Below are 19,591 nucleotides of genomic sequence, written 5' to 3' on the forward strand. Positions count from 1 at the left end.
TCTGGGACAGGGGTACGGTGCGATTTGCAGCATCCGTCGACCGCCATCTCCCCCATCACCCTTAAGTAGTTCTCACATAAGGCTGTCATGGACACGGGCTCACGACTCAAATTAGTACGCGAAAGCTACAAAATGTCCCAGCGCGAGCTGGCCCGGCGTAGCGGCGTCACCAATGCCACCATTTCCCTGATCGAACAGAATCGCGTCAGTCCTTCTGTCAGCTCCCTTAAAAAGTTGCTGGAAGGCATCCCCATGTCTCTGGCCGACTTTTTCACCTTCGACCAGCCCCCCCGCGAACACCAATACGTCTTCCGCGCCAATGAACAGCCGGACCTGGGGCGTGATGGTTTGCGGTTGCTGCTGATAGGCGCTTCGGTGCCGGGTCGGCAAATGCGGTTATTGCGCGAGCAATACGCGCCGGGTGCAAGCTCCGGGGAAGAGCCGATCGTGCACGCCGAAGGGGAAGAATGCGGGCTGGTTGCCCGCGGCACGGTAGAACTCACCGTGGACGGGCAAATCAGCATATTGAATGCCGGGGACGGCTATTACTTCCCGACCACCCTGCCCCACCGTTTTCGCAATATTGGCGCGGATGAGGCAGAGATCATCAGCGCCAACACACCGGCCAACTTCTGATCCTGACGACCCCGTCTGCCAGGTAACTCGCGGTGATGCCATCGCGAGCAAGCCCGCTCCCACAGACACACCAACATTTGTGTTCAACACAGGACCTGTAGGAGCTGGCTTGCCTGCGATGCAGACGACGCGGCCTGCCAGGTATCCCACAGACACACCAACATTTGTGTTCAACACAGAACCTGTGGGAGCTGGCTTGCCTGCGATGCAGGCGACGCGATCGCTCATTTACACCCGCGACCGGCGCCCAAAGAATGGATGGCTCGGGTCGTTGTAGCCCGGTGTCGATGAGTGCCCCGTCACCACCAGATCATTGATGAACGCTTCGTCCTGCGCAGTGAACCTGTAGTTCAGCGCCGGTACGTAGTCTTCCCATTGCTGTTCGGTACGCGGACCGGCAATGGCCGAGGTGATCAGAGCGTTGTTCAGCACCCATGAAAGGGCGAACTGGCCTGCGGTGATGCCTTGCCCCTCGGCGTATTCACGTATGCGCTGGGCCAGGTTCAGAGATTCGGGACGCCACTCGGTCTGTTGCAGGCGCGGGTCGTTACGCCCGGCGCGAGTGTCCTGGCCCGGTGCCTGATCAGGGTCGTATTTGCCCGTCAGCACGCCACGGGCCAACGGGCTGTAAGAGATCACGCCAATGCCGTAATGCTCGGCCGCAGGCAGGTGCTCGACTTCGATCTGGCGGTTGGCCAGGTTGTACAGCGGCTGGCTCACGCTCGGCCGCTGGATGCCCAGCAGGTCAGCGCTGCGGCTGAATTCGGCCAGCTTCCAGCCTCGATGGTTGGACAGCCCGTAACCGCGGATCTTGCCCGCCCGGATCAGGTCATCAAGGGCTCGAAGCGTTTCGTCCACCGGCGTGTCATGGTCTTCGCGGTGCAGGTAAAACAGGTCGATATAGTCGGTGTTCAGGCGCTTGAGGCTGGCTTCGGCCGAGGCGATGACGTTCTGGCGCGAGGCGCCACTGTTGTTCGGCCCGCTACCGCCCGGGTCGGGATTGACGAACTTGGTCGCCAGCACCCATTGCTGGCGGCGCTCGCCGATCAAGCGACCGACCACCTCTTCCGAAGCCCCCCCGTTGTAGCCATTGGCGGTGTCGATGGAGTTGATGCCCTGCTCAAACGCGCGGTCGGTGATACGCCGGGCGACGTCGTCCGGGGTCTGCCCGCCGAACATCATGGTCCCCAGGGTGATGGGCGAAACCTTCACACCGTTGCGGCCCAGGTTGCGGTACTGAATGTCGCTCATGATGACTCCCTGCGTGGTGATCGTGAAATCAAGTGGCGCAAACAGTAGTCAGCGGGGCTGAAGCGGTCAACGCCCAACGAAGCATAACCATAGAGCCGTTTTGCCAAGATTTCGCTTATACATAAATGGCATTTAAACGGCTTAATTAATTATTTATGGATCTAAAAAACCCTCGGTAATCTCATGACTTTTCGGACCGCATGAAAAGGAATCATCATGAGCCGTCGCCCCCATGGCCCTGACTATTCACCTGCACTCACTCCCGCTGCAGGTTCGCGCCCATGAATATCCCAACCGGTTTTCTCGACAGCAGCGGCAGTGTTCCCTTCAGCCTGCCCGAGCGCGATCAACAGGGCGACGACCCTATCGCCAAACGTATCAGCCTCAACCTGCGGCGCCTGCGCGACAAGCGCCAGCTGACCCTGGAAGGGCTGGCCCATGCCAGCGGCGTGAGGCGGGCAATGATTGCGCAGATAGAAGCCGGCAGCAGTTTTCCCTCGGTCAAAGTGCTGTGCAAGGTGGCAGGCGCACTTCAGGTGTCGATCGCCGAATTTCTCGACCCCGGCACCGTTATCCGCCGCGCCTTGCCCCCCGAGCACGGTGAACCGACGGTGGCGTTCCATGAGCTGCGCCTGAGCCCCCAGGCCAGGCAGAACCTGCCGGGCAACCCCAACAGCGGGCAAAAAAACCTGGTGGTCGCCCAAGGCACTTTGGAGCTGACCCTCAATGACGAACTCATCGTCCTGAACACTGGCGACTCAATCCTGTTCAGCACCGAACAACCCCACACCTGCCACAACCCGAGAGACAGCGAAGCCGTCGCCTATCTGGTGACCAGCCCTGCGCAAGTGCAGGAATAGCCCGCTTTTGCCTACCCACTGCCTGGAGCCTTCGCCTTGTCACGTCAGCTATCCCCACTGGATTTCCCTGAAAGCCCGCTGTCCCGCGCCTTCGAGCAACCGCTGTTTCTGGGCCTGTTCCTGCCTGTGCAATCGGGCGGCTGGAGCCCATCGGCACTGCCTCGCAGCACCACCTGGACCTTCGACTACAACCGCCAGTTGACCCTGCGCGCCGAAGCGCTGGGCTTCGATCTGGTGTTCGCTCTGGCCGAATGGCTGGGCAAGGGCGGCTACGGTGGCGATATCCGCTACCACGACGAGTCCCTGGATGCCTTCATCACCCAGGCGGCACTGGCGTCGGTGACAGAGCGGATCTTGCTGATTTCCACCCTGCACGTGCTCTACGGCCCCTGGCATCCGCTGCATCTGGCCAAGTTCGGCGCCACCCTGGATCACATCAGCAAAGGCCGCTGGGGCCTGAACCTGGTCACTGGCCATCGCCACCGCGAGCACCGGCGCTTTGGGCAGGCGCCCATCGAGCATGATCAGCGTTACCGCCAGGCCGACGAATTTATCCGCGTGGTGCAGGAGCTGTGGCACAGCCAGGAAAACGTCGATTTCAGCGGTGATCATTACAAACTCGAAGAGGCCTATGTCAGCGTCAAACCGTCCTTTGGCCGCCCGGTACTGGTCAACGCCACCGGCTCACCCGCAGGCATCGACTTCGCCGCCCGCCACTCCGACATCGTGTTCACCACCAGCCCCGGCAGTGCCGAAATCGAAAGCGCGCTGGACAAGCTGCCCGAGCATTTGCAGCGGATCAAACACGCCGCCCACGGCTATGGCCGTCAGGTACGGACCCTGATCAACCCGCTGGTGATTTGCCGCGACAGCGATGCCGAAGCCTGGGAAGTCCACGCCGCCATCACCGCCGCAGGCGACCCCGGTGCGCTGGAGGGTCATGCCCGCGAAGCCAGCGATGCCCATGCCTGGCGCGGCCACCAACCGGCCGAGCGTTACGTGGGCGGCAATATCCAGCTGGTCGGCAGCCCCGAGACCGTGGTGCGCGACATCATCCGCCTGAAAGAGGCCGGTATCGACGGCCTGCAACTGAGTTTCTTCGATTTCGCCCCCGACCTTGAACAGTTTGGCGAGCGCGTTTTGCCGCTTTTGCGCCAGGCCGGCTTACGCCGCTAACCCACCCCAGGATGACCGCCATGCCCTTTACCCGTCGTCAATTTGTTGTTGGCCTGTCTGCCCTGTCCGCACTCGGCGCCAGCATTCCGTTCCTGCCCTCAGCCCTGGCCGATGCGACGGGCGAAGCCGTCAGCGGGCGGCGGGTGTTCAACCTGTTGATCAACCCCGAACCACCGTCGCTGAGTTCGTTCAACACCACGGCGGGCACCAGTGTCACGGCCAGCAGCAAGGTGCTGGAAGGTTTGCTCACCTATGACGAAAACCTCAACGCCCGCCCTGCACTGGCGACCGCCTGGGAGGCCGCACCCGATGGCCTGAGCTACCGCTTCACCCTGCGCGAAGGGGTCAAGTGGCATGACGGCGAGCCCTTCACCTCGGCTGACGTGGCCTTCTCCCTGGACCTGATCAAGCGCTTCCACCCCCGAGGCTCCAGCACCTTCGCCAACCTTGAGCGCGTCGATACCCCCGACGACCACACCGCCATCGTCCACTTGAGCAAGCCTGCGCCGTACCTGATTCGCGGCTTTGCCGGAGGTGAAACGCCCATCGTGCCCAAGCACCTGTATGCCTCGGGCGACCCATTGAGCAACCTGCACAACAATGCCCCGGTGGGCACCGGTCCCTTCCGCTTCAAGCGCTGGGAACGTGGCAGCTTTATCGAATACGAACGCAACCCGCAGTACTGGGATCCGGCGGCAACCGTGGTCGACACCCTGATCCTCAAAGTCATCCCGGACGGCGCCGCCCGCATGGCCGCGTTCGAAAACGGCACGCTGGATGCCGGCGGGCAAAGCCCGGTGCCCCTCAGCGAGCTTGACCGCCTGACCAAATCCGGCCGATTGAAGGCCACAACCCGGGGCTACCGCTACACCATTACCCCGACCATTCTTGAGTTCAACCTTGACCACCCGCTGCTGTCACGCCTCGAAGTCCGCCAGGCGATTGCCCATGCCCTGGACCGCGAAGTCATCCGCAAAGTGGTGTACTACGGCTACGCCGAAGCCAGCTATTCGCCCATTCCCAAAAGCTTTGCCAACTACGTCTACGAAGGCCCCAACCCGTACCCCTTCGACACAGAGGCCGCCAACGCGCTGCTGGACAAGGCGGGGCTTGAGAAAAAAGGCCCCTGGCGTTTCAGCCTGACCCTCGACCCGCTGCCCTACGGCGACAGCTACAGCCGCACCGCCACCTATGTGCGCAGCGCACTGGCACGCATTGGCATCGAAGTGAAGCTGCGCGCCCAGGACTTCCCCACCTACATCAAGCGGATCTACACCGACCGCGACTTTGATTTCGCGGTGGTCGGCATGGGCACCCTGTACGACCCCACCGTCGGTGTTCAACGCCTGTACTGGTCGAAGAACTTTCGCAAGGGTGTGCCCTTCTCCAACGGCACCCACTACAACAACCCCGAGGTGGACCGCCTGCTGGAAAGCGCCGCCGTGGAGACCGACGAGCAAAAACGCGGCGATCTGTTCAAGGCATTCCAGAAAATCGTGATCGAAGAAGTGCCCTCCATCACCCTGGTGATGCAGCAACAGGTCTCGGTCTACAACACGCGGGTCAGCGGCTTCGAAGACGACGCCAACGGCCTGGACAGCAGCCTGGCCAATATCAGCCTGGCCGCCGCAGGGGGCGAGCATGCTTGAACGGCGCAGAATGTGGCGCCTGTCGAGGCGCACCTTATGGCAAGCCATCCCCACCGTGATCGGCATCCTGGTACTTAATTTTCTGCTGCTGCGGCTGATCCCCGGCGACGCGGTAGACGTGCTGGCCGGTGAATCCGGGGGCGCCAGCGCCGAGACGCTGATCCAGTGGCGCAGCCATTTCGGCCTGGACTTGAGCCTGGTGGACCAACTGCAGCGCTACCTCGGCCAACTGGCCCATCTGGACCTGGGCCTGTCGCCACGCTTCAACCTGCCGGTCAGCCAACTGGTGCTGGACCGACTGCCCAACACCCTGCTGCTGATGGTCGGCGCACTGGGACTGGCACTGGCCATCGGGATTGCTGCCGGGACCGTCATGGCGACCTGGGTCGGGCGCTGGCCTGACCGCGTGTTGTCACTGGCGGTGTTGTTGCTCTACTCCACCCCGGGATTCTGGATCGGCCTCATGGCGGTGCTGCTGTTCTCGGTCAAACTGGGCTGGCTGCCCAGCAACGGTTTCCAGACCCTGGGCCTGAACCTCAATGGCCCGGCCTGGCTGCTCGACCGGCTGCAACACGCCGTGCTGCCCGTACTGGCCCTGGCCACGTTTTATATCGCCCTGTATGCCCGCCTGACCCGCGCCGCGATGCTTGAAGTGCAACGCCAGGACTATGTGCGCACCGCTCGCGCCAAGGGGCTCGCGCCCTGGCGAGTGGTGTCGCGGCACGTGCTGCGCAATGCCCTGCTGCCCGTATCGACCCTGGCCGGGCTGCATTTTGCCGCCCTGCTCGGTGGCGCGGCCGTCACCGAAACCCTGTTCGGCTGGCCGGGCCTGGGCCGCCTCACCCTGGAGGCGGTGATGTCCCGCGACTACAACCTGCTGCTGGGCATCCTGCTGCTGTCATCGATGCTGGTCGTGGTGATCAACATCGCCGTGGACCTGCTGCAAGCCTGGCTCGACCCCCGTATCCAGGCCGACTGAAAAGGAGCTGCCCCATGACCACTGCCGTGCTGCAAAGCGCCCCGACCGGCTACAGCGAAAGCGTCTGGACGGCCCTGTTGCGTAACCCTTCGGCACTGATCGGCGCGACGATGCTGGCGCTGGTACTCACCCTGGCGCTGTTGGCCGGAACGCTCTATCCCGGTGATCCGCTGGACATGGTGGCCATGCCGATGCTCTGGCCCGGCGACGACCCGGGTTTCGTTCTGGGCAGCGACTCACTGGGCCGCGACGTGGCTGCCGGCATCGCCCACGGCGCCCGGGGCTCCTTATTGATTGCCGCCAGCGCCACCCTCATCAGCGTATTGATCGGCGGGCTGGTCGGTGCCTTGGCCGGCTACCACGGCGGCAAGCTGGGGGATGTGCTGATGCGCATCTGCGAAGTGTTCCAGACCGTGCCGTCGTTTTTGCTGGTGATCGTCATCGTGGCCATCGGCAACCCCACGCTGGGGATCATCGCGCTGGCGATCGGCATCTCCTCATGGCCAACGGTCGCGCGGCTGGTGCGCGCCGAATTCCGTACCCTGCGCGAAGCCGACTTCGTCACCGCCGCCCGCAGCCTAGGCTTCAGCAACAGCTCGATCATCCTGCGCGAAATCCTGCCCAACGCCCTTGCGCCACTGGTGGTCACCACCTCGATCCTGATCGCCCAGGCGATTCTGGTGGAAGCCGGGCTGGCCTTTCTGGGCATGAGCGACCCGAATCAAGCCAGCTGGGGCGCCATGCTCGGCAGCGGTCGTGAACAGATCGCCAGCGGCTGGTACCTGACCGCCCTGCCGGGGCTGGCAATCATCTTCGTGGTGCTGGCCCTCAACCTTCTGGGCGACGGTCTCAACGACGCCCTCAACCCTCGCCTGCGACGGTATATCCCATGAGCCTTCTGGACGTACGCGGTTTGCGCGTGAGCTACGACAACGCCGATGCGGTAAAAGACCTGAGCTTCACGTTGCAGGCAGGCGAGACCCTGGCACTGGTGGGTGAATCCGGCTGCGGCAAATCCACCACGGCCCTGGCGCTGATGGGCCTGCTGCCGGACAACGCCCGGCTGGGCGGCCAGGTCTTGTTTGAAGGCCAGGACCTGCTGAGCATCGCGCCCCGGCAGATGCGCCAGTTGCAAGGCAACGCGCTGGGGATGATTTTCCAGGACCCGCTGTCCAGCCTCAACCCGGTATTGACCCTGGGCGAACAGGTGGCCGAAAACCTGCTGGCGCACACCGACCTCACCCGTCGCCAGGCCTGGAAACGCGCCGAAGAACTGTTCGCGCTGGTGCAACTGCCCCGCCCCGCGGCCCACCTGCACGAGTACCCGCAACATTTATCTGGCGGTCAGCGCCAGCGGGTGGTGATCGCCATGGCGATTGCCTGCCAGCCGCGCCTGTTGATCGCCGACGAGCCGACCACCGCGCTGGATGTGAGCGTGCAGGCGCAGATTCTCGAATTGCTCGCCCGTTTGCGCGGCGAACTGGGCATGGGGCTGCTGTTGATCACCCATGACCTGGGAGTGGTTGGCCAGCACGCCGACCGGGTGATCGTGATGCACGACGGTCACGCGCTGGAGAGCCAGCCGACCCGTGCCCTGATCGATCGCCCGCAACACCCCTACAGTCGCGGCCTGCTTCAGGCTTCGTTGGGAGCGGAACATGACCAGCACTACCTGAACAACCGCCTGGCCGAAATCAACATCGAGCGCCAGCCCGGCCAGGCCACGCGCTACAGCGTCAACAGCAGCCACTACGGGCCGGGGCGCAAGCCACGGGCACCCGCCGGCAACCCGGCGCTGCTCAAGGTCAGCGACCTGACCACCGGCTACGGCGACAGCACTGTGCTCAACCGCATCAGCCTGGAAGTGGGCGAGCGCGAGAGCGTGGGACTGGTAGGCGAATCGGGCTGCGGCAAGTCGACCCTCAGCCGCACCCTGCTGCGTTTGCTGCCTGCCCGCAGCGGCACAGTCGAGTTCGACGGGCGCGACATCGCCAGCCTCGCCGGTGAGGAGTTGCTGGGCTGGCGACGCCAGGTGCAAATGATTTTCCAGGACCCCTATGCCGCACTCAATCCGCGCCACAGCGTGGAGACCATTCTCGACCGCGTGCAGCGCCTGCACGGACAGAACGATCCGGGGCAGCGCCAACAGGCACGCCTGGCAATGCTCGACGCCGTCGGTCTTGCGCGCAGCAGTCTGGCGCGTCTGCCCCATCAGTTCTCCGGTGGCCAGCGCCAGCGCATCGGCATCGCCCGGGCGCTGATCCTCAAGCCCCGGCTGGTGATCTGCGACGAGCCGGTGTCGGCACTGGATGTCTCGACCCAGGCCCAGATTCTCAACCTGCTGGTGGAACTGCGCGAAGAGCTGGGCCTGTCCTACCTGTTTATCTCCCACGACCTGTCGGTGGTGCGCTATTTCGCCGACCGGATCCTGGTGATGGAACACGGGCAGATTGTCGAGCAAGCCACCCCGCACACCCTCTGGCACTCACCCCGGCACCCTTACACCCGTCGCCTGTTGGCGGCGATACCGGGCGCTGCGGCGCCGAGCCCCCCACCCCTGCCTGTATCCGGCCTGCGCTTTGCCGTTGGCTGGTAATTCCAAGGAGCATCACATGTCACACATAGACTCAGCCTGGGGCGCCGTCCCGTCGGCCGGATACGAAGACCTGGCGCAACGTTTTCGCCCCCTGTTCGCCCGGATTCGCGAGGGGGCAGTGGATCGCGAACTGGAGCGGCGCTTGCCGATCCAGGAACTGCAATGGCTCAAGGAAGCAGGCTTCACCACGGTTCGCGTCCCCAAGGCATACGGCGGCGCGGGCGCCAGCCTGCCCGAACTGTTCAACCTGCTGATCGAACTGGCCGAGGCCGACTCGAACCTGGTGCAGTCGTTGCGCGGGCACTTTGGTTTTTGCGAAAACCTGCTCAACAGCCGCGACCGTGAATACCAGGGCATCTGGCTGGAGCGACTGGGCCGTGGCGAGACCGTCAGCCCGGCGTCCGGCGAAGTGGGCAACGCCAAACAGCTTGAATTCGGCACCCGCCTGAGCCTGCACGGCGGCCATTGGCAACTGAGCGGCAGCAAGTTCTACACCACGGGTGCGCTGTATGCCGACTGGGTCGATGTCAGCGCCAACAACCCTGATGAACAGCGGGTCTCGGTGACGGTACGCACCAGCGACCCCGGGGTTGAAATCATTGATGACTGGAACGGTTTCGGCCAGACCCTGACCGCCAGTGGCACGACCCATTTTCGCGAAGTGCCGGTCGATCCGATCAACGTCATCCTGGCTGAAAACCGCTTTCGCTATTCACCGGCTTTTTACCAGACCGTGCACACCGCGACCCTGGCCGGAATTGGCCGGGCGCTGGCCGCAGAGACGGCCGGGCACGTGGCAAGGCGCACCCGCAGTTTCAGCAGCGGCAATGCCCCGCGTGTGGCTCAGGATCCGCAAGTGCTGCAAGTGGTAGGCAACCTGCGCAGCGCGGCCTACACCGCGGGAGCCATCACGGCACTGAACGCGCAGGCCCTGCAACGCGCCCATGAAGCGAGCTTGAGCGACGACGAACAGGCGTTGACCCTGGCGGTGAACATCGCGGAACTGGAAGTGGCGCAATCACAAACCATCGTCTCGGACCTGATCATCAAGGCCAGTGGTGATTTGTTTGATGCGCTGAGTGCGTCGGCCACCCTCAAGCCATTGGGGCTGGACCGTTTCTGGCGTAATGCGCGGACGTTGTCGTCCCACAATCCGCGTATCTACAAGAGCCGGATCGTGGGTGACTTCGCGGTCAACGGCACACCGCCGCCTGCGCAATGGCGCATTGGTGTGGCGTAGCATAAAAATCACGAAAAACCCGTAGTCGCTGCCGAAGGAACGAGGCTGCGATCGAGCGAGTAGCGGTCGCAAATCCGGAACACGCGGTTTGCCTGATAAACCGTGACAGCTGATTTTACTACTGCTTCGCAGCCGGACGCAGCCTCGCACGGCTCGTCAGCGACTACAGATTCGCCACACACCCACGTGTAGTCGCTGACGAGTAGAACGAGGCTGCGATCGAGCGCGTAGCGGTCGCAATACCGGAACACGCGGTATGCCTGATAAACCGTGCAAGCTGACTTTACGACTGCTGCGCAGCCGATCGCAGCCTCGCACGGCTCGTCAGCGACTACAGATTCGCCACCCACCCGCGTGTAGTCGCTGACGAGTAGTACGAGGCTGCGATCGAGCGCGCAGCGGTCGCAAATCCGGTACACACGGTATGCCTGATTAACCGTGGAAGCCGACTTTACGACTGCTTCGCAGCCTCGTTCCTTCGGCAGCGACTACAGGGGCTGGCCATTGGGCTCAATGACACACCAGCCCATCCCCAATCTTCAAGCTGTCCACCAGCAACGCATTGCTGCGCAAATCCCAGGCACGGGTCTGGCCGCCACGGGCCTGCCAGTCATGCAACGCCGCATTGATCAGCGCACGACTCTGTTTGTCGGTGCGGCTCAGGTATACCCGCACATCACTGCTCGCCTTCAATGTCTGCGGCAACAACGTGTAGAAACGCCAGTCCGGCGCCTGTGCAAGCGCCTGCAAGCTGTTGCGCTCTTCAGCCAACAGGTTGCACTCGCCCGCCATGAACGCCACCGCAGCACGAATCGACGATACATAAGTTCGCAACTCGGCCCCCTGTTGCACCAAGGTTTGCGCCCAGGGACTGCCAACGGCAATGCACACGCTTTGCCCCTGTATCGGGCGCCGGGGCGCATTGCGCAAGCCAATCAACGCACCCTCCCGGTACTGCACCGGCAATTTGCGCAAGCTCGCCACCCGATCAGCCGCCACAGGCAGTTTCAAGCTCCCGGCTATCACCAGATCGAGGCTGCCATCGTTAAACCCGGCCGTATCGGGCAGCGCCTGCAGTTGCACCTTCAAGCCAAGGTAAGACCCCAGGGCTTCGGCCAGTTGACTGTCCAGTTCATCCGGCTCGGCAACCAGGGCTTCCTGTCCCAGAGTCGGGCGCGGGTAACTGCGTACGCCCACGCGCAGCACCTGGCGCTGTTCGGCCGCCTGCAACAGCGGCCCCCGGGGCATATCGCCCGGTGCCGCCGGCCATTGCCAGGCGACCAGCGCCACTGCACCAATCACCACTGCCGCCAACCACCTAACCACCGTGGCGCAAGCCCCGACGCCAATAGGTAAAACGCCGCTCCAGCAAGGCCAGCAAAAAGTTCAGCAACAACCCCACCACCGCCAACAGCAGAATGCCTGCGTACATGCTGGGAATCTGGAACACCTCCTGGGAATTGAGCGTCAGAAAACCCAACCCGGAATGAGCCCCGATCATCTCGGCAGCCACCAGTGCCGTGATGCAATACGCACCCGCCAGACGAATCCCGGTAAAGATCGAAGGCGACGCCGCCGGCAGCACGATTTTGGTAAACAGAAACCAGCGGTTCGCGCCCATCGACAGTGCCGAGTTGATCAGCAATCCATCGACCTGCTTCACGCCGCTGATGGTACTCAACAGGATCGGCCAGAACGACGCCCAGAAAATGATCGCGATCTTGGACAATTCACCAATGCCCAAAAACAGGATAAACACCGGGAACAACGCCAGCGCCGAGGTCTGGCGGAAGAACTGCAACAACGGATCGAGCACACTTTCGACCCGTGCAAACCAGCCCATCATCAACCCCAGGCTGACACCCGAGGCGATGGCCAGCAGCAACCCGGCAAAAGAACGAAACAGGCTGGCCTGCACGTGCTTGAGCAAGTCACCGCTGCTGGCCAGGTCCAGCACCGCCCCCAACACCGCCGACGGCGGGCTCAGGTAGCCGGGATTGACGATCCCCAATTGCGGCAACGCCTCCCAAAGGGCCAGGAAGGCCACAATGCCCACGGTGCTGTCGAACACCCGGCGTGAAGTCAATTTAAAGCCCATGGTCATACTCCAATCCGATAACCACCCAGAGTCGCAATGCTCTGCCAGTTCTGATGCGTCGCCGCTGCTGCTGGCTCACGGGTTAGGTCGGTCACTTCATCGCGCAGGGCCTCCCAGGCGCGCTGGCGATAGTGAACAAAGGCTTGGGTATTGCGCAGTTCAGGAAGGCGGGGGCGGGCCAGGTCGATATCGAAAATCTCTTTGATCCGCCCCGGACGCTGAGTCATCACCGCCACCCGATCCGACAGGAAGATCGCCTCGTCCAGGCTGTGGGTGATGAACACGATGGTTTTTTTATGTGTGTCCCAGATGCGCAGTAATTCGCTCTGCAAGGTCTCGCGGGTTTGCGCGTCCAGGGCCGCAAAGGGCTCGTCCATCAGCAGCACGTCCGGGTCGTAGGCCAGCGAGCGGGCAATGGCCACGCGCTGGCGCATGCCGCCGGACAACTCGTGGGGGTAGCGCGAGGCAAAACCGTTGAGCCCCACCAGCTCCAGGTATTCGCGGGCGGTTTCCAGTCGCTGTGCCTTGCCCACACCCCGAATCTCCAGGCCCACGGCGATGTTGTCGAGCACCGTGCGCCAGGGCAGCAGCGCATACCCCTGGAACACCACCCCCTGATTGCGGTTGATGCCTTGCAGGGGTTTACCGTCCACCAGCAGGTCGCCACCGGTCTTGTGGGCAAGCCCGGCGAGGATGTTCATGAAGGTGGATTTGCCACAGCCCGACGGCCCGAGGATGGACAGAAACTCGCCCTCGCGCACCTGCAAGTCGAATCCCTCCAGCACGGGCACCCGCTCCTCACGCCCGGCTTCATCCCGTGCCTGAAACTCCATGTTCAGGTCACGGGCGATGATCTTGGGGGCCGCCATCAGGCGTGTCCCCGGGCAAATGGGTTGAATTCGTTGGTGTAGACATCCTTGACCCCTATCGAGCCTTTCTTGATCTTGCCTTCGTTTTCGAGGATGTCGATGTAGTACTGAATCGGCGGTTCGGTCACCACCAGATCGTCGATATAGGCAAAGCGCTCCACCAATTCAAGCTTCATGCCGATGCGCTCCGAAGTGATCTTGCGGGCGTCGTCTGGGTTGGCATTGACCCAGTTGGCGGCGCGGGCAATGGCATTGACCACGTCGCGGGTGGCCTCCGGATTCTCGCGGCTGAACTTGCCGAACACGCTGTACGGCGCCATGCCGCCCAGGCCGCCGTCCAGGTCGTAGTCGCTCCACAGCTTGCGCAGCGCCGGGTTGTTCTCGGCCCCCCCGGACGATGGCGGATGGATGATGGCAACGTCGATATTGCCGGTGGCCAGGGTTTGTTCGCCCTGGTTGTCCGGCACCACCACCCAGTTGATCTTGTCGACGTTGACGCCCTGCTCGCGCAGGTATTTTTTGGTGACGAACTCGGCACAGGCGCCAAAGCTGTTGAAGCCGATGGTTTTGCCTTCAAGGTCCTTGGGTTTGAAGATGCCCGAATTGTCGCGCACGAAGTACTTCATGTGCGGGGCTTCCTGCAGCGTCCTGCCACCGGCGGCGACCACCTTGAGATCCAGGCCACTGGCGATGGCTGAAATCACCAGGGGCACCATGCGCGCACCGAAGTCGATTTCGCCGGTGCCGGTCAACGGAATGATCTGCGGTGCGGCGATGCGCCCGATGTACTTGGGCCGTGCGCGGGTGCCCTCGAAATAGCCGAGGGAATCGGCGACGTAGACCAGATCGAATGACGGGTTGTCCGGGTACTTGAAGTCCACGACCTGATCGGCGCGGCCCTTGATCACGGCGGCGCTTTTACCGGCGCCCGCGTCCTTTTTTTCGCAGCCGGGCAGCAGGATGCCGGCAGCACCGACTGCGCCCAGTACGGCGCAACTTCTGAGGAAAGCTCTTCTGTTGTTGATCGGGTTCATGCCCGCTCCTTATGGATTGAGTGCTGCTGTTGTGGGAGCGGGCTTGCTCGCGATGGCATCACCGTGATTCGACAGGCAGACCGCAGCGCCTGCATCGCGAGCAAGCCCGCTCCCACCCAAGACAATCAGGCTGTTTTCAGGGCGTAACGCGAATCCGGACGCGTCAGGCCGTAGTGCTCGCGCAACGTGCTGCCCGCGTACTCACTGCGGAACAAACCGCGCTTGCGCAAAATCGGCAGCACTTCATCCAGAAACACGTCAAAACCATCGGGGAACGCGGGCGGCATCACGTTAAAACCATCGGCCGCGCCACTGCGGAACCACTGCTCGATCAAGTCGGCAATCTGCACCGGCGTCCCCACCGGCACCCAATGACCCCGCGCACCGGCCAGGCGGTTGATCAACTGGCGCAAGGTGACGTGCTCGCGATCCACAATGTCGATGATCAACTTGAAGCGGCTGGACTGGCTTTCAACACCCTCGAAGTTGATCAGGTGACGGGGGAACGGCGCGTCCAGGTCCTGCCCGCTCAAATCCACCCCCAGCATGCGTCGCAGTTGCCCCAGGGACACATGGGGCAGTACCAGATCGTTGAGTTCATCGAACTTGCGCTGTGCTTCGGCCTCGGTGCTGGCGATGTACGGGCTGATGCCCGGAAGGATTTTCAGCTGGCCCGGGTCGCGGCCCACCGCCTTGGCCCGGGCACGGATATCGTTGGCGAATTCGGTCGCGCTGTTCAGGGTCTGGTGAGCGGTGAAAATCGCTTCGGCATGCCTGGCGGCAAAGTCACGGCCATCTTCGGAAGAACCGGCCTGCACCTGCACCGGCCGCCCCTGTGGCGAGCGCGGCGAGTTCAACGGGCCCTTGACCTTGTAGTAGGCGCCCACGTGGTTGATCGAGTGCACCTTGGTGCTGTCGGCAAACACCCCGGCCGTCTTGTCCAGCACCAGCGCGTCGTCTTCCCAGCTGTCCCACAGATTACCGACCACGTTGACGAATTCTTCAGCCTGGGCGTAGCGGTCATGGGCCGAGGGATGTTCATCCAGGCCGAAATTGGCCGCGGCGGCGGCCATTGAGGTGGTGACGATATTCCAGCCCGCACGGCCCTTGCTCAGATGGTCCAGCGCGCTGAACGAGCGGGCCAGGTTGTAGGGTTCGCTGTAGGTGGTACTGGCCGTGGCAATCAGGCCGATACGCTGGGTCACTGCGGCAATGGCGGCAAGCCAGGTGACCGGTTCAAAACGGATGCGCAGGCCTTCACGGCCGCTTTCGGCCAGTGACGGCGAGTCGGCGAAAAAGATCGCATCGAGTTTTTCCCGCTCGGCACGCAGCGCCAGCTGCTGGTAGTAACCAATGTCCATCGACGATTCCGGCACCGACTGTGGGTGACGCCAGGCCGCTTCGTGATGGCCGTTGGGGTAGATAAACAGGTTGAGGCTGAGCTGACGTTCGGACATGTTCTGTTCTCTGAATTCAGGTGACGGAGGGGTTCAATGCAGTTCGGCGAAGTCGCTCAGCACGTCGTCGCGCAGGGCAATAAAACGGCTGTCGCTGCGGTTGCGCGGGCGCGGCAGGTCGATGTCGAGAATGCGCCGGATACGCCCGGGGTTGGGCTGCATGACCACCACGCGATCGCCCAGGAACACGGCCTCGTCCACATCGTGAGTGACCAGGATCATGGTGATTTTTTCCTTGGCCCAGATGTTTTGCAGCTCCCCCTGCAGGCGCGCACGGGTCAGGGCATCGAGGGCACCCAAGGGTTCGTCCAGCAGCAGCACGCTGGGGCGATTGACCAGCCCCCGGGCGATGGCCACACGCTGGGCCATGCCGCCGGAGATCTGATGCGGGTAGGCGTCGATAAAATCCTGCAGGCCCACCAGCTCGATATGCTCGCGCACGGTGTCGCGTTTTTCCTTGGCGCTCAGGGGCGAATTCTTGAGCGCGACCGCCACGTTCTGTTCGACGTTGAGCCAAGGGAACAAACGGTGATCCTGAAACACGATGCCGCGCTCCAGACCCGTGCCGTCGATGGGTTGGCCATTGAGCAGGATGCGCCCCTCGTACTCTTCGTCCAGGCCAAGAATCAGGCGCAACAGGGTGGACTTGCCGCAACCGCTGGCGCCGACGATGCTGATGAATTCGCCGGGGGCGATGTCGAGCTGGATATTGTCCAGTACCTGCAATTGGCTGGTGCTGCCCGGTCGGGACGCAAAGCGCTTGCTGATATTTTCCAGGGTCAGGCTGTTATTGAGCATGCTGCAATCCTTCTGAAAGTGCCGATCAACGCGGGTCAATGCCGTACAGGCGCTGCATCCGTCGCTCAAAAATCCGGGCCAGTGCATTGAGGCTCCAGCCCACCAGGCCGATGACCACCATGCCGAACAGCACCAGGTCCATCATGAAATGCTCGCTGCCATCGATCAGCGTGTTGCCGATGCCCTCCCCCGACACCAGCAGGTATTCGGCACCGATGGTCGCCAGCCACGAATACACCAGCGCCAGATACAGCCCGGTGAAGATCGACGGCAAGGCGGCGGGCAACATGACCCCGACGATGGTTTGCCAGCGGCTGAAGCGGTAGACCCGCGCCACTTCCAGCAGGTTGGGCGGCACATTGCGCAGGCCGTCGCAGGTGTTCACCACCACCGGCACCAGCGCCGCCAGTGACAGGAACACCACCTTGGCCACATCACCCAGGCCAAACCACACCGAGATCAGCGGGATCCAGGCGAACAGCGAAATCTGCTTGAACGTGTTGAAGCTGGGGCCCACCAACCGCTCGAAGTAGTGCGACAGGCCCAGCAGGCAGCCCAGCACCAGACCCAGGGTGGTGCCGATAAAAAAGCCGCTGAGGTTGCGCGCCAGGCTGGCGCTGATCGCCCGCCAGAACTTGCCTGAAGCAATCTGGTCCCAGGCCGTGGCCGCGACTTTTTCCGGCGAGACCAGCAGACCGGACTGGCTCCAGCCCATGTGTGAAGCCAGCCACCACAGAGCGACGGCGCTGATCGGCAATACCCAGCCGCGATAGCGACGGCTGATGCTGCTGCCATGATTGATTGCCAGGGCGCTACTCATGACAGGCGCCCCGCTACAGGTGCGCGGCCACGATTGAGGCGCCGCTCGGCGTGATCAAAACCGCGATCGATCAACAGTCCGATCGCACCGACCACCACCACCGCCGCCATCACCAGATCCAGCTGGAACAGTTGGCGACCATACACAATCAGGTAACCCAGCCCTTCGCTCGATGCCACCAGCTCAACCACCACCAGTGACAGCCAGGCTTTGGTGAAGCCAAGACGCAGACCGGTGAACAGGGTCGGAATGGCCGCAGGCAACACGATGAACACCACGCTCTGCCAACGGCTGAAGCCGTAAGCCCGACCCGCTTCCAGCAACCCTTTGGGGGCCTGGTGAAAAGCCTGCAAGGTGCACAGCGTGATCGGCACCATCGCGGCCTTGGCGATCAGCACATACTTGAGCGGCTCGCCGATGCCGAACAGCAGCAAGGCAAACGGTAGCCAGCCCAGTACCGGTATCTGCACCAGAGCATTGAAGGTGGGAAGCAGATAATCCTCGACGGTTTTCGACAACCCCATGGCCAACCCCAGCGCCACACCGACAGCGGCGCCCAGGGCAAAGCCGACCACCACCCGTTGCAGGCTGGCGGCCGCATTTATCCACAGGTCGCCTGACGTGAAGAGGTCCGACAGGGTTTCATAGACATAGGCGGGCGGCGGCAGCACCTGCTCTGAGAGCAGACCCAGTTCAACCCCCACGTACCACAGGCCCAGCAACGTCAGCGGCAGCAGCCACGGCAACGCCTTGTCACCCAGTCTTGAAGCCCAGGCCGATGTGCGGGGCACCTCGACCTTGCGTACGGGCCGGGTCGGTGCGGGTGGCAAGCGCTTGACGTTGGCCTTGGGTAGCGCGGGTGCGTACTGCTCTCGTGTGACCGTCTGTGCCCTGGGCATATGCCTGTCCTTCTTGTTGCCACGATAGGTTTGTGTGGGAGCGGGCTTGCTCGCGATTGGGTCGATGCGCACTTACAGGAAAACCGCGTCGCCTGCATCGCGAGCAAGCCCGCTCCCACAGGGGGGGATGGGTTACTTGCCCGCTACCGCATTGCCTTCAGGCTGCTTGCCATCCGGGCCATAGGCCGTCCAGAAGGTTTCAAGGCCTTTGGCTTTGAGGGCCGCCTGCAGGTATGAAGGCTCAAACCAGCCATCGATACTGACCGGACGACGGATCAACTTTTCGTCCTTGGCCTGCTCCGCCACCGCCTTGTAGCGGCTCAACAAAAAGGGATCGATCAGCGGGGAAGCCTTGTCGCGGATGCTGACCCCGGCAGAGTCGGCGCGCAGCGACTCAACCGGTTCGTTGCTCTTGGCCCACTCGGCGAAAACGGCCTCACGGTGGTCTTCTTCGGACGTCCATTTCGCAGCGTCCACCAGGGTATCGACGACCTTCTGTACATTGGCCGGATGCTCTTTTTCATAGGCCCCGCGAACCACCAATGCGGTCTGGCGGGTGTAGCGCACATCCTGGGTGGGGTTGTCGTAAATGATGTCGATCAGGCCCTTGTCGCGCAGCTTGAACAGTTCACGACCACCAAAGGCGGCATCCACGCCGTTGGAAACCAGCGCTGCCTGAGTGCTGCCGGTATCGAGGTTGATGACCTTGATATCGCGCTCGGTCAGGCCGTGCTCGGCCAACAGGTTGATCGACACCAGATGGCCGTTGGTACCGCGAAACACCGCGACTTTCTTGCCTTTGAGGTCATCGATACTTTTGATGTCCGAGCCCTTGGGCACGGCCAGATACAAATTGGCCCTCACACCCAGGGCCGCCAGCAGCTTGGTGTCCAGGCCGTTGGCGCGTCCGACCACGGCAGGCAGATCGCCCTGATAGGCGAAGTCCAGTTGCTGGTTGGACAAGGCCTCGTTGACCGCGGGGCCAGCCCCTTTGAAGAAGAACCACTGCACGTCGGTTCCGCTTCCGGCGAAAGCCTTTTCCAGCAGTTGCTGGTTGCGCACGATCCCGAGGGTCGAGCCACTGAACGTCACCGGATCACCCCCACCGGCGGTGGCGACACCGATCCGTAAAACATCGGCCTGGGCCAGCGGCACAGCCATGACTGCTGCCAGCGCGGCGGCGATGCGACCTTTGCGAAACAGGGATTTAGCGTTGAATGAGGCCATGG

18 protein-coding genes are annotated in these 19,591 nt (G+C 62.7%); 8 read left to right on the forward strand and 10 right to left on the reverse strand.

Features of this window, described 5'->3' with window-relative positions; all coding sequences use genetic code 11:
* The first annotated feature begins 87 nt into the window (after positions 1-87).
* Positions 88-636 (forward strand): cupin domain-containing protein, encoded by a 549-nt coding sequence (locus tag AACY07_RS18375; RefSeq protein WP_046810696.1) that lies wholly within the window; start codon positions 88-90, stop codon positions 634-636.
* Positions 637-864: 228 nt separating this feature from the next.
* Here the strand turns inward: AACY07_RS18375 and AACY07_RS18380 are convergent, their stop codons facing one another.
* Entirely contained in the window at positions 865-1,887 is a 1,023-nt protein-coding gene (locus AACY07_RS18380) for an aldo/keto reductase (protein WP_219262400.1), read from the reverse strand.
* A 281-nt stretch (positions 1,888-2,168) separates the two neighbouring features.
* Here AACY07_RS18380 and AACY07_RS18385 point away from each other — a divergent pair, with 281 nt between their 5' ends.
* Genes AACY07_RS18385 through AACY07_RS18415 form a run of 7 tightly spaced genes read left to right on the forward strand, consistent with a single transcriptional unit; the run spans position 2,169 to position 10,387 of the window.
* A complete protein-coding gene (locus tag AACY07_RS18385) occupies positions 2,169-2,747 on the forward strand; it encodes a helix-turn-helix domain-containing protein (protein WP_339476616.1) in 579 nt (192 codons plus the stop codon).
* Positions 2,748-2,783: 36 nt separating this feature from the next.
* The gene (locus AACY07_RS18390; RefSeq protein WP_326427401.1) at positions 2,784-3,923 is read left to right on the forward strand and encodes an LLM class flavin-dependent oxidoreductase; all 1,140 of its coding nucleotides are present in this window, start codon (positions 2,784-2,786) and stop codon (positions 3,921-3,923) included.
* Between the two features lie 20 nt (positions 3,924-3,943).
* On the forward strand, positions 3,944-5,572 hold the full coding sequence (locus AACY07_RS18395; RefSeq protein WP_133078865.1) for an ABC transporter substrate-binding protein: 1,629 nt from the start codon (positions 3,944-3,946) through the stop codon (positions 5,570-5,572).
* Positions 5,565-6,551 (forward strand): ABC transporter permease, encoded by a 987-nt coding sequence (locus AACY07_RS18400; RefSeq protein WP_133078864.1) that lies wholly within the window; start codon positions 5,565-5,567, stop codon positions 6,549-6,551. Before AACY07_RS18395 ends, AACY07_RS18400 begins: the two co-directional genes overlap by 8 nt.
* Positions 6,552-6,565: 14 nt before the next feature.
* Positions 6,566-7,444 carry an ABC transporter permease gene (locus tag AACY07_RS18405; protein ID WP_133078863.1) on the forward strand — a complete coding sequence of 293 codons (879 nt, stop codon included), beginning with the start codon at positions 6,566-6,568 and terminating at the stop codon, positions 7,442-7,444.
* The gene (locus AACY07_RS18410; RefSeq protein WP_339476621.1) at positions 7,441-9,147 is read left to right on the forward strand and encodes an ABC transporter ATP-binding protein; all 1,707 of its coding nucleotides are present in this window, start codon (positions 7,441-7,443) and stop codon (positions 9,145-9,147) included. The genes AACY07_RS18405 and AACY07_RS18410 overlap by 4 nt, the downstream gene beginning before the upstream one ends.
* 16 nt (positions 9,148-9,163) lie before the next feature.
* A complete protein-coding gene (locus AACY07_RS18415) occupies positions 9,164-10,387 on the forward strand; it encodes an acyl-CoA dehydrogenase family protein (protein WP_219262393.1) in 1,224 nt (407 codons plus the stop codon).
* A 510-nt stretch (positions 10,388-10,897) separates the two neighbouring features.
* Here the strand turns inward: AACY07_RS18415 and AACY07_RS18420 are convergent.
* The 9 genes from AACY07_RS18420 to AACY07_RS18460 all read right to left on the reverse strand — a co-directional run bounded on the left by AACY07_RS18420 (position 10,898) and on the right by AACY07_RS18460 (position 19,589).
* Complete coding sequence (locus tag AACY07_RS18420) at positions 10,898-11,713, reverse strand: ABC transporter substrate-binding protein (protein ID WP_339476624.1); 816 nt, start codon at positions 11,711-11,713, stop codon at positions 10,898-10,900.
* Positions 11,706-12,485, reverse strand: coding sequence for an ABC transporter permease (locus AACY07_RS18425; protein ID WP_048352525.1), 780 nt, complete (start codon positions 12,483-12,485; stop codon positions 11,706-11,708). The genes AACY07_RS18420 and AACY07_RS18425 overlap by 8 nt, the downstream gene beginning before the upstream one ends.
* 2 nt (positions 12,486-12,487) lie before the next feature.
* Positions 12,488-13,354, reverse strand: a complete 867-nt coding sequence (locus AACY07_RS18430) for an ABC transporter ATP-binding protein (protein WP_339476627.1) — start codon at positions 13,352-13,354, stop codon at positions 12,488-12,490.
* The gene (locus AACY07_RS18435; RefSeq protein ID WP_219262391.1) at positions 13,354-14,388 is read right to left on the reverse strand and encodes an ABC transporter substrate-binding protein; all 1,035 of its coding nucleotides are present in this window, start codon (positions 14,386-14,388) and stop codon (positions 13,354-13,356) included. Before AACY07_RS18435 ends, AACY07_RS18430 begins: the two co-directional genes overlap by 1 nt.
* 125 nt (positions 14,389-14,513) lie before the next feature.
* Positions 14,514-15,845 carry an LLM class flavin-dependent oxidoreductase gene (locus tag AACY07_RS18440; protein ID WP_326397311.1) on the reverse strand — a complete coding sequence of 444 codons (1,332 nt, stop codon included), beginning with the start codon at positions 15,843-15,845 and terminating at the stop codon, positions 14,514-14,516.
* A gap of 33 nt (positions 15,846-15,878) precedes the next feature.
* A complete protein-coding gene (locus tag AACY07_RS18445; protein WP_095029759.1) occupies positions 15,879-16,643 on the reverse strand; it encodes an ABC transporter ATP-binding protein in 765 nt (254 codons plus the stop codon).
* Between the two features lie 25 nt (positions 16,644-16,668).
* Positions 16,669-17,463: an ABC transporter permease gene (locus tag AACY07_RS18450; protein WP_219262389.1), complete on the reverse strand. Its 795-nt coding sequence runs from the start codon at positions 17,461-17,463 to the stop codon at positions 16,669-16,671.
* On the reverse strand, positions 17,460-18,362 hold the full coding sequence (locus tag AACY07_RS18455) for an ABC transporter permease (RefSeq protein WP_339476631.1): 903 nt from the start codon (positions 18,360-18,362) through the stop codon (positions 17,460-17,462). Before AACY07_RS18455 ends, AACY07_RS18450 begins: the two co-directional genes overlap by 4 nt.
* A 132-nt stretch (positions 18,363-18,494) precedes the next feature.
* Positions 18,495-19,589: an ABC transporter substrate-binding protein gene (locus AACY07_RS18460; protein ID WP_133078855.1), complete on the reverse strand. Its 1,095-nt coding sequence runs from the start codon at positions 19,587-19,589 to the stop codon at positions 18,495-18,497.
* Between the last annotated feature and the right edge of the window lie 2 nt (positions 19,590-19,591).

It is taken from the genome of Pseudomonas sp. RL_5y_Pfl2_69, assembly GCF_963970465.1.
Classification (GTDB): domain Bacteria; phylum Pseudomonadota; class Gammaproteobacteria; order Pseudomonadales; family Pseudomonadaceae; genus Aquipseudomonas.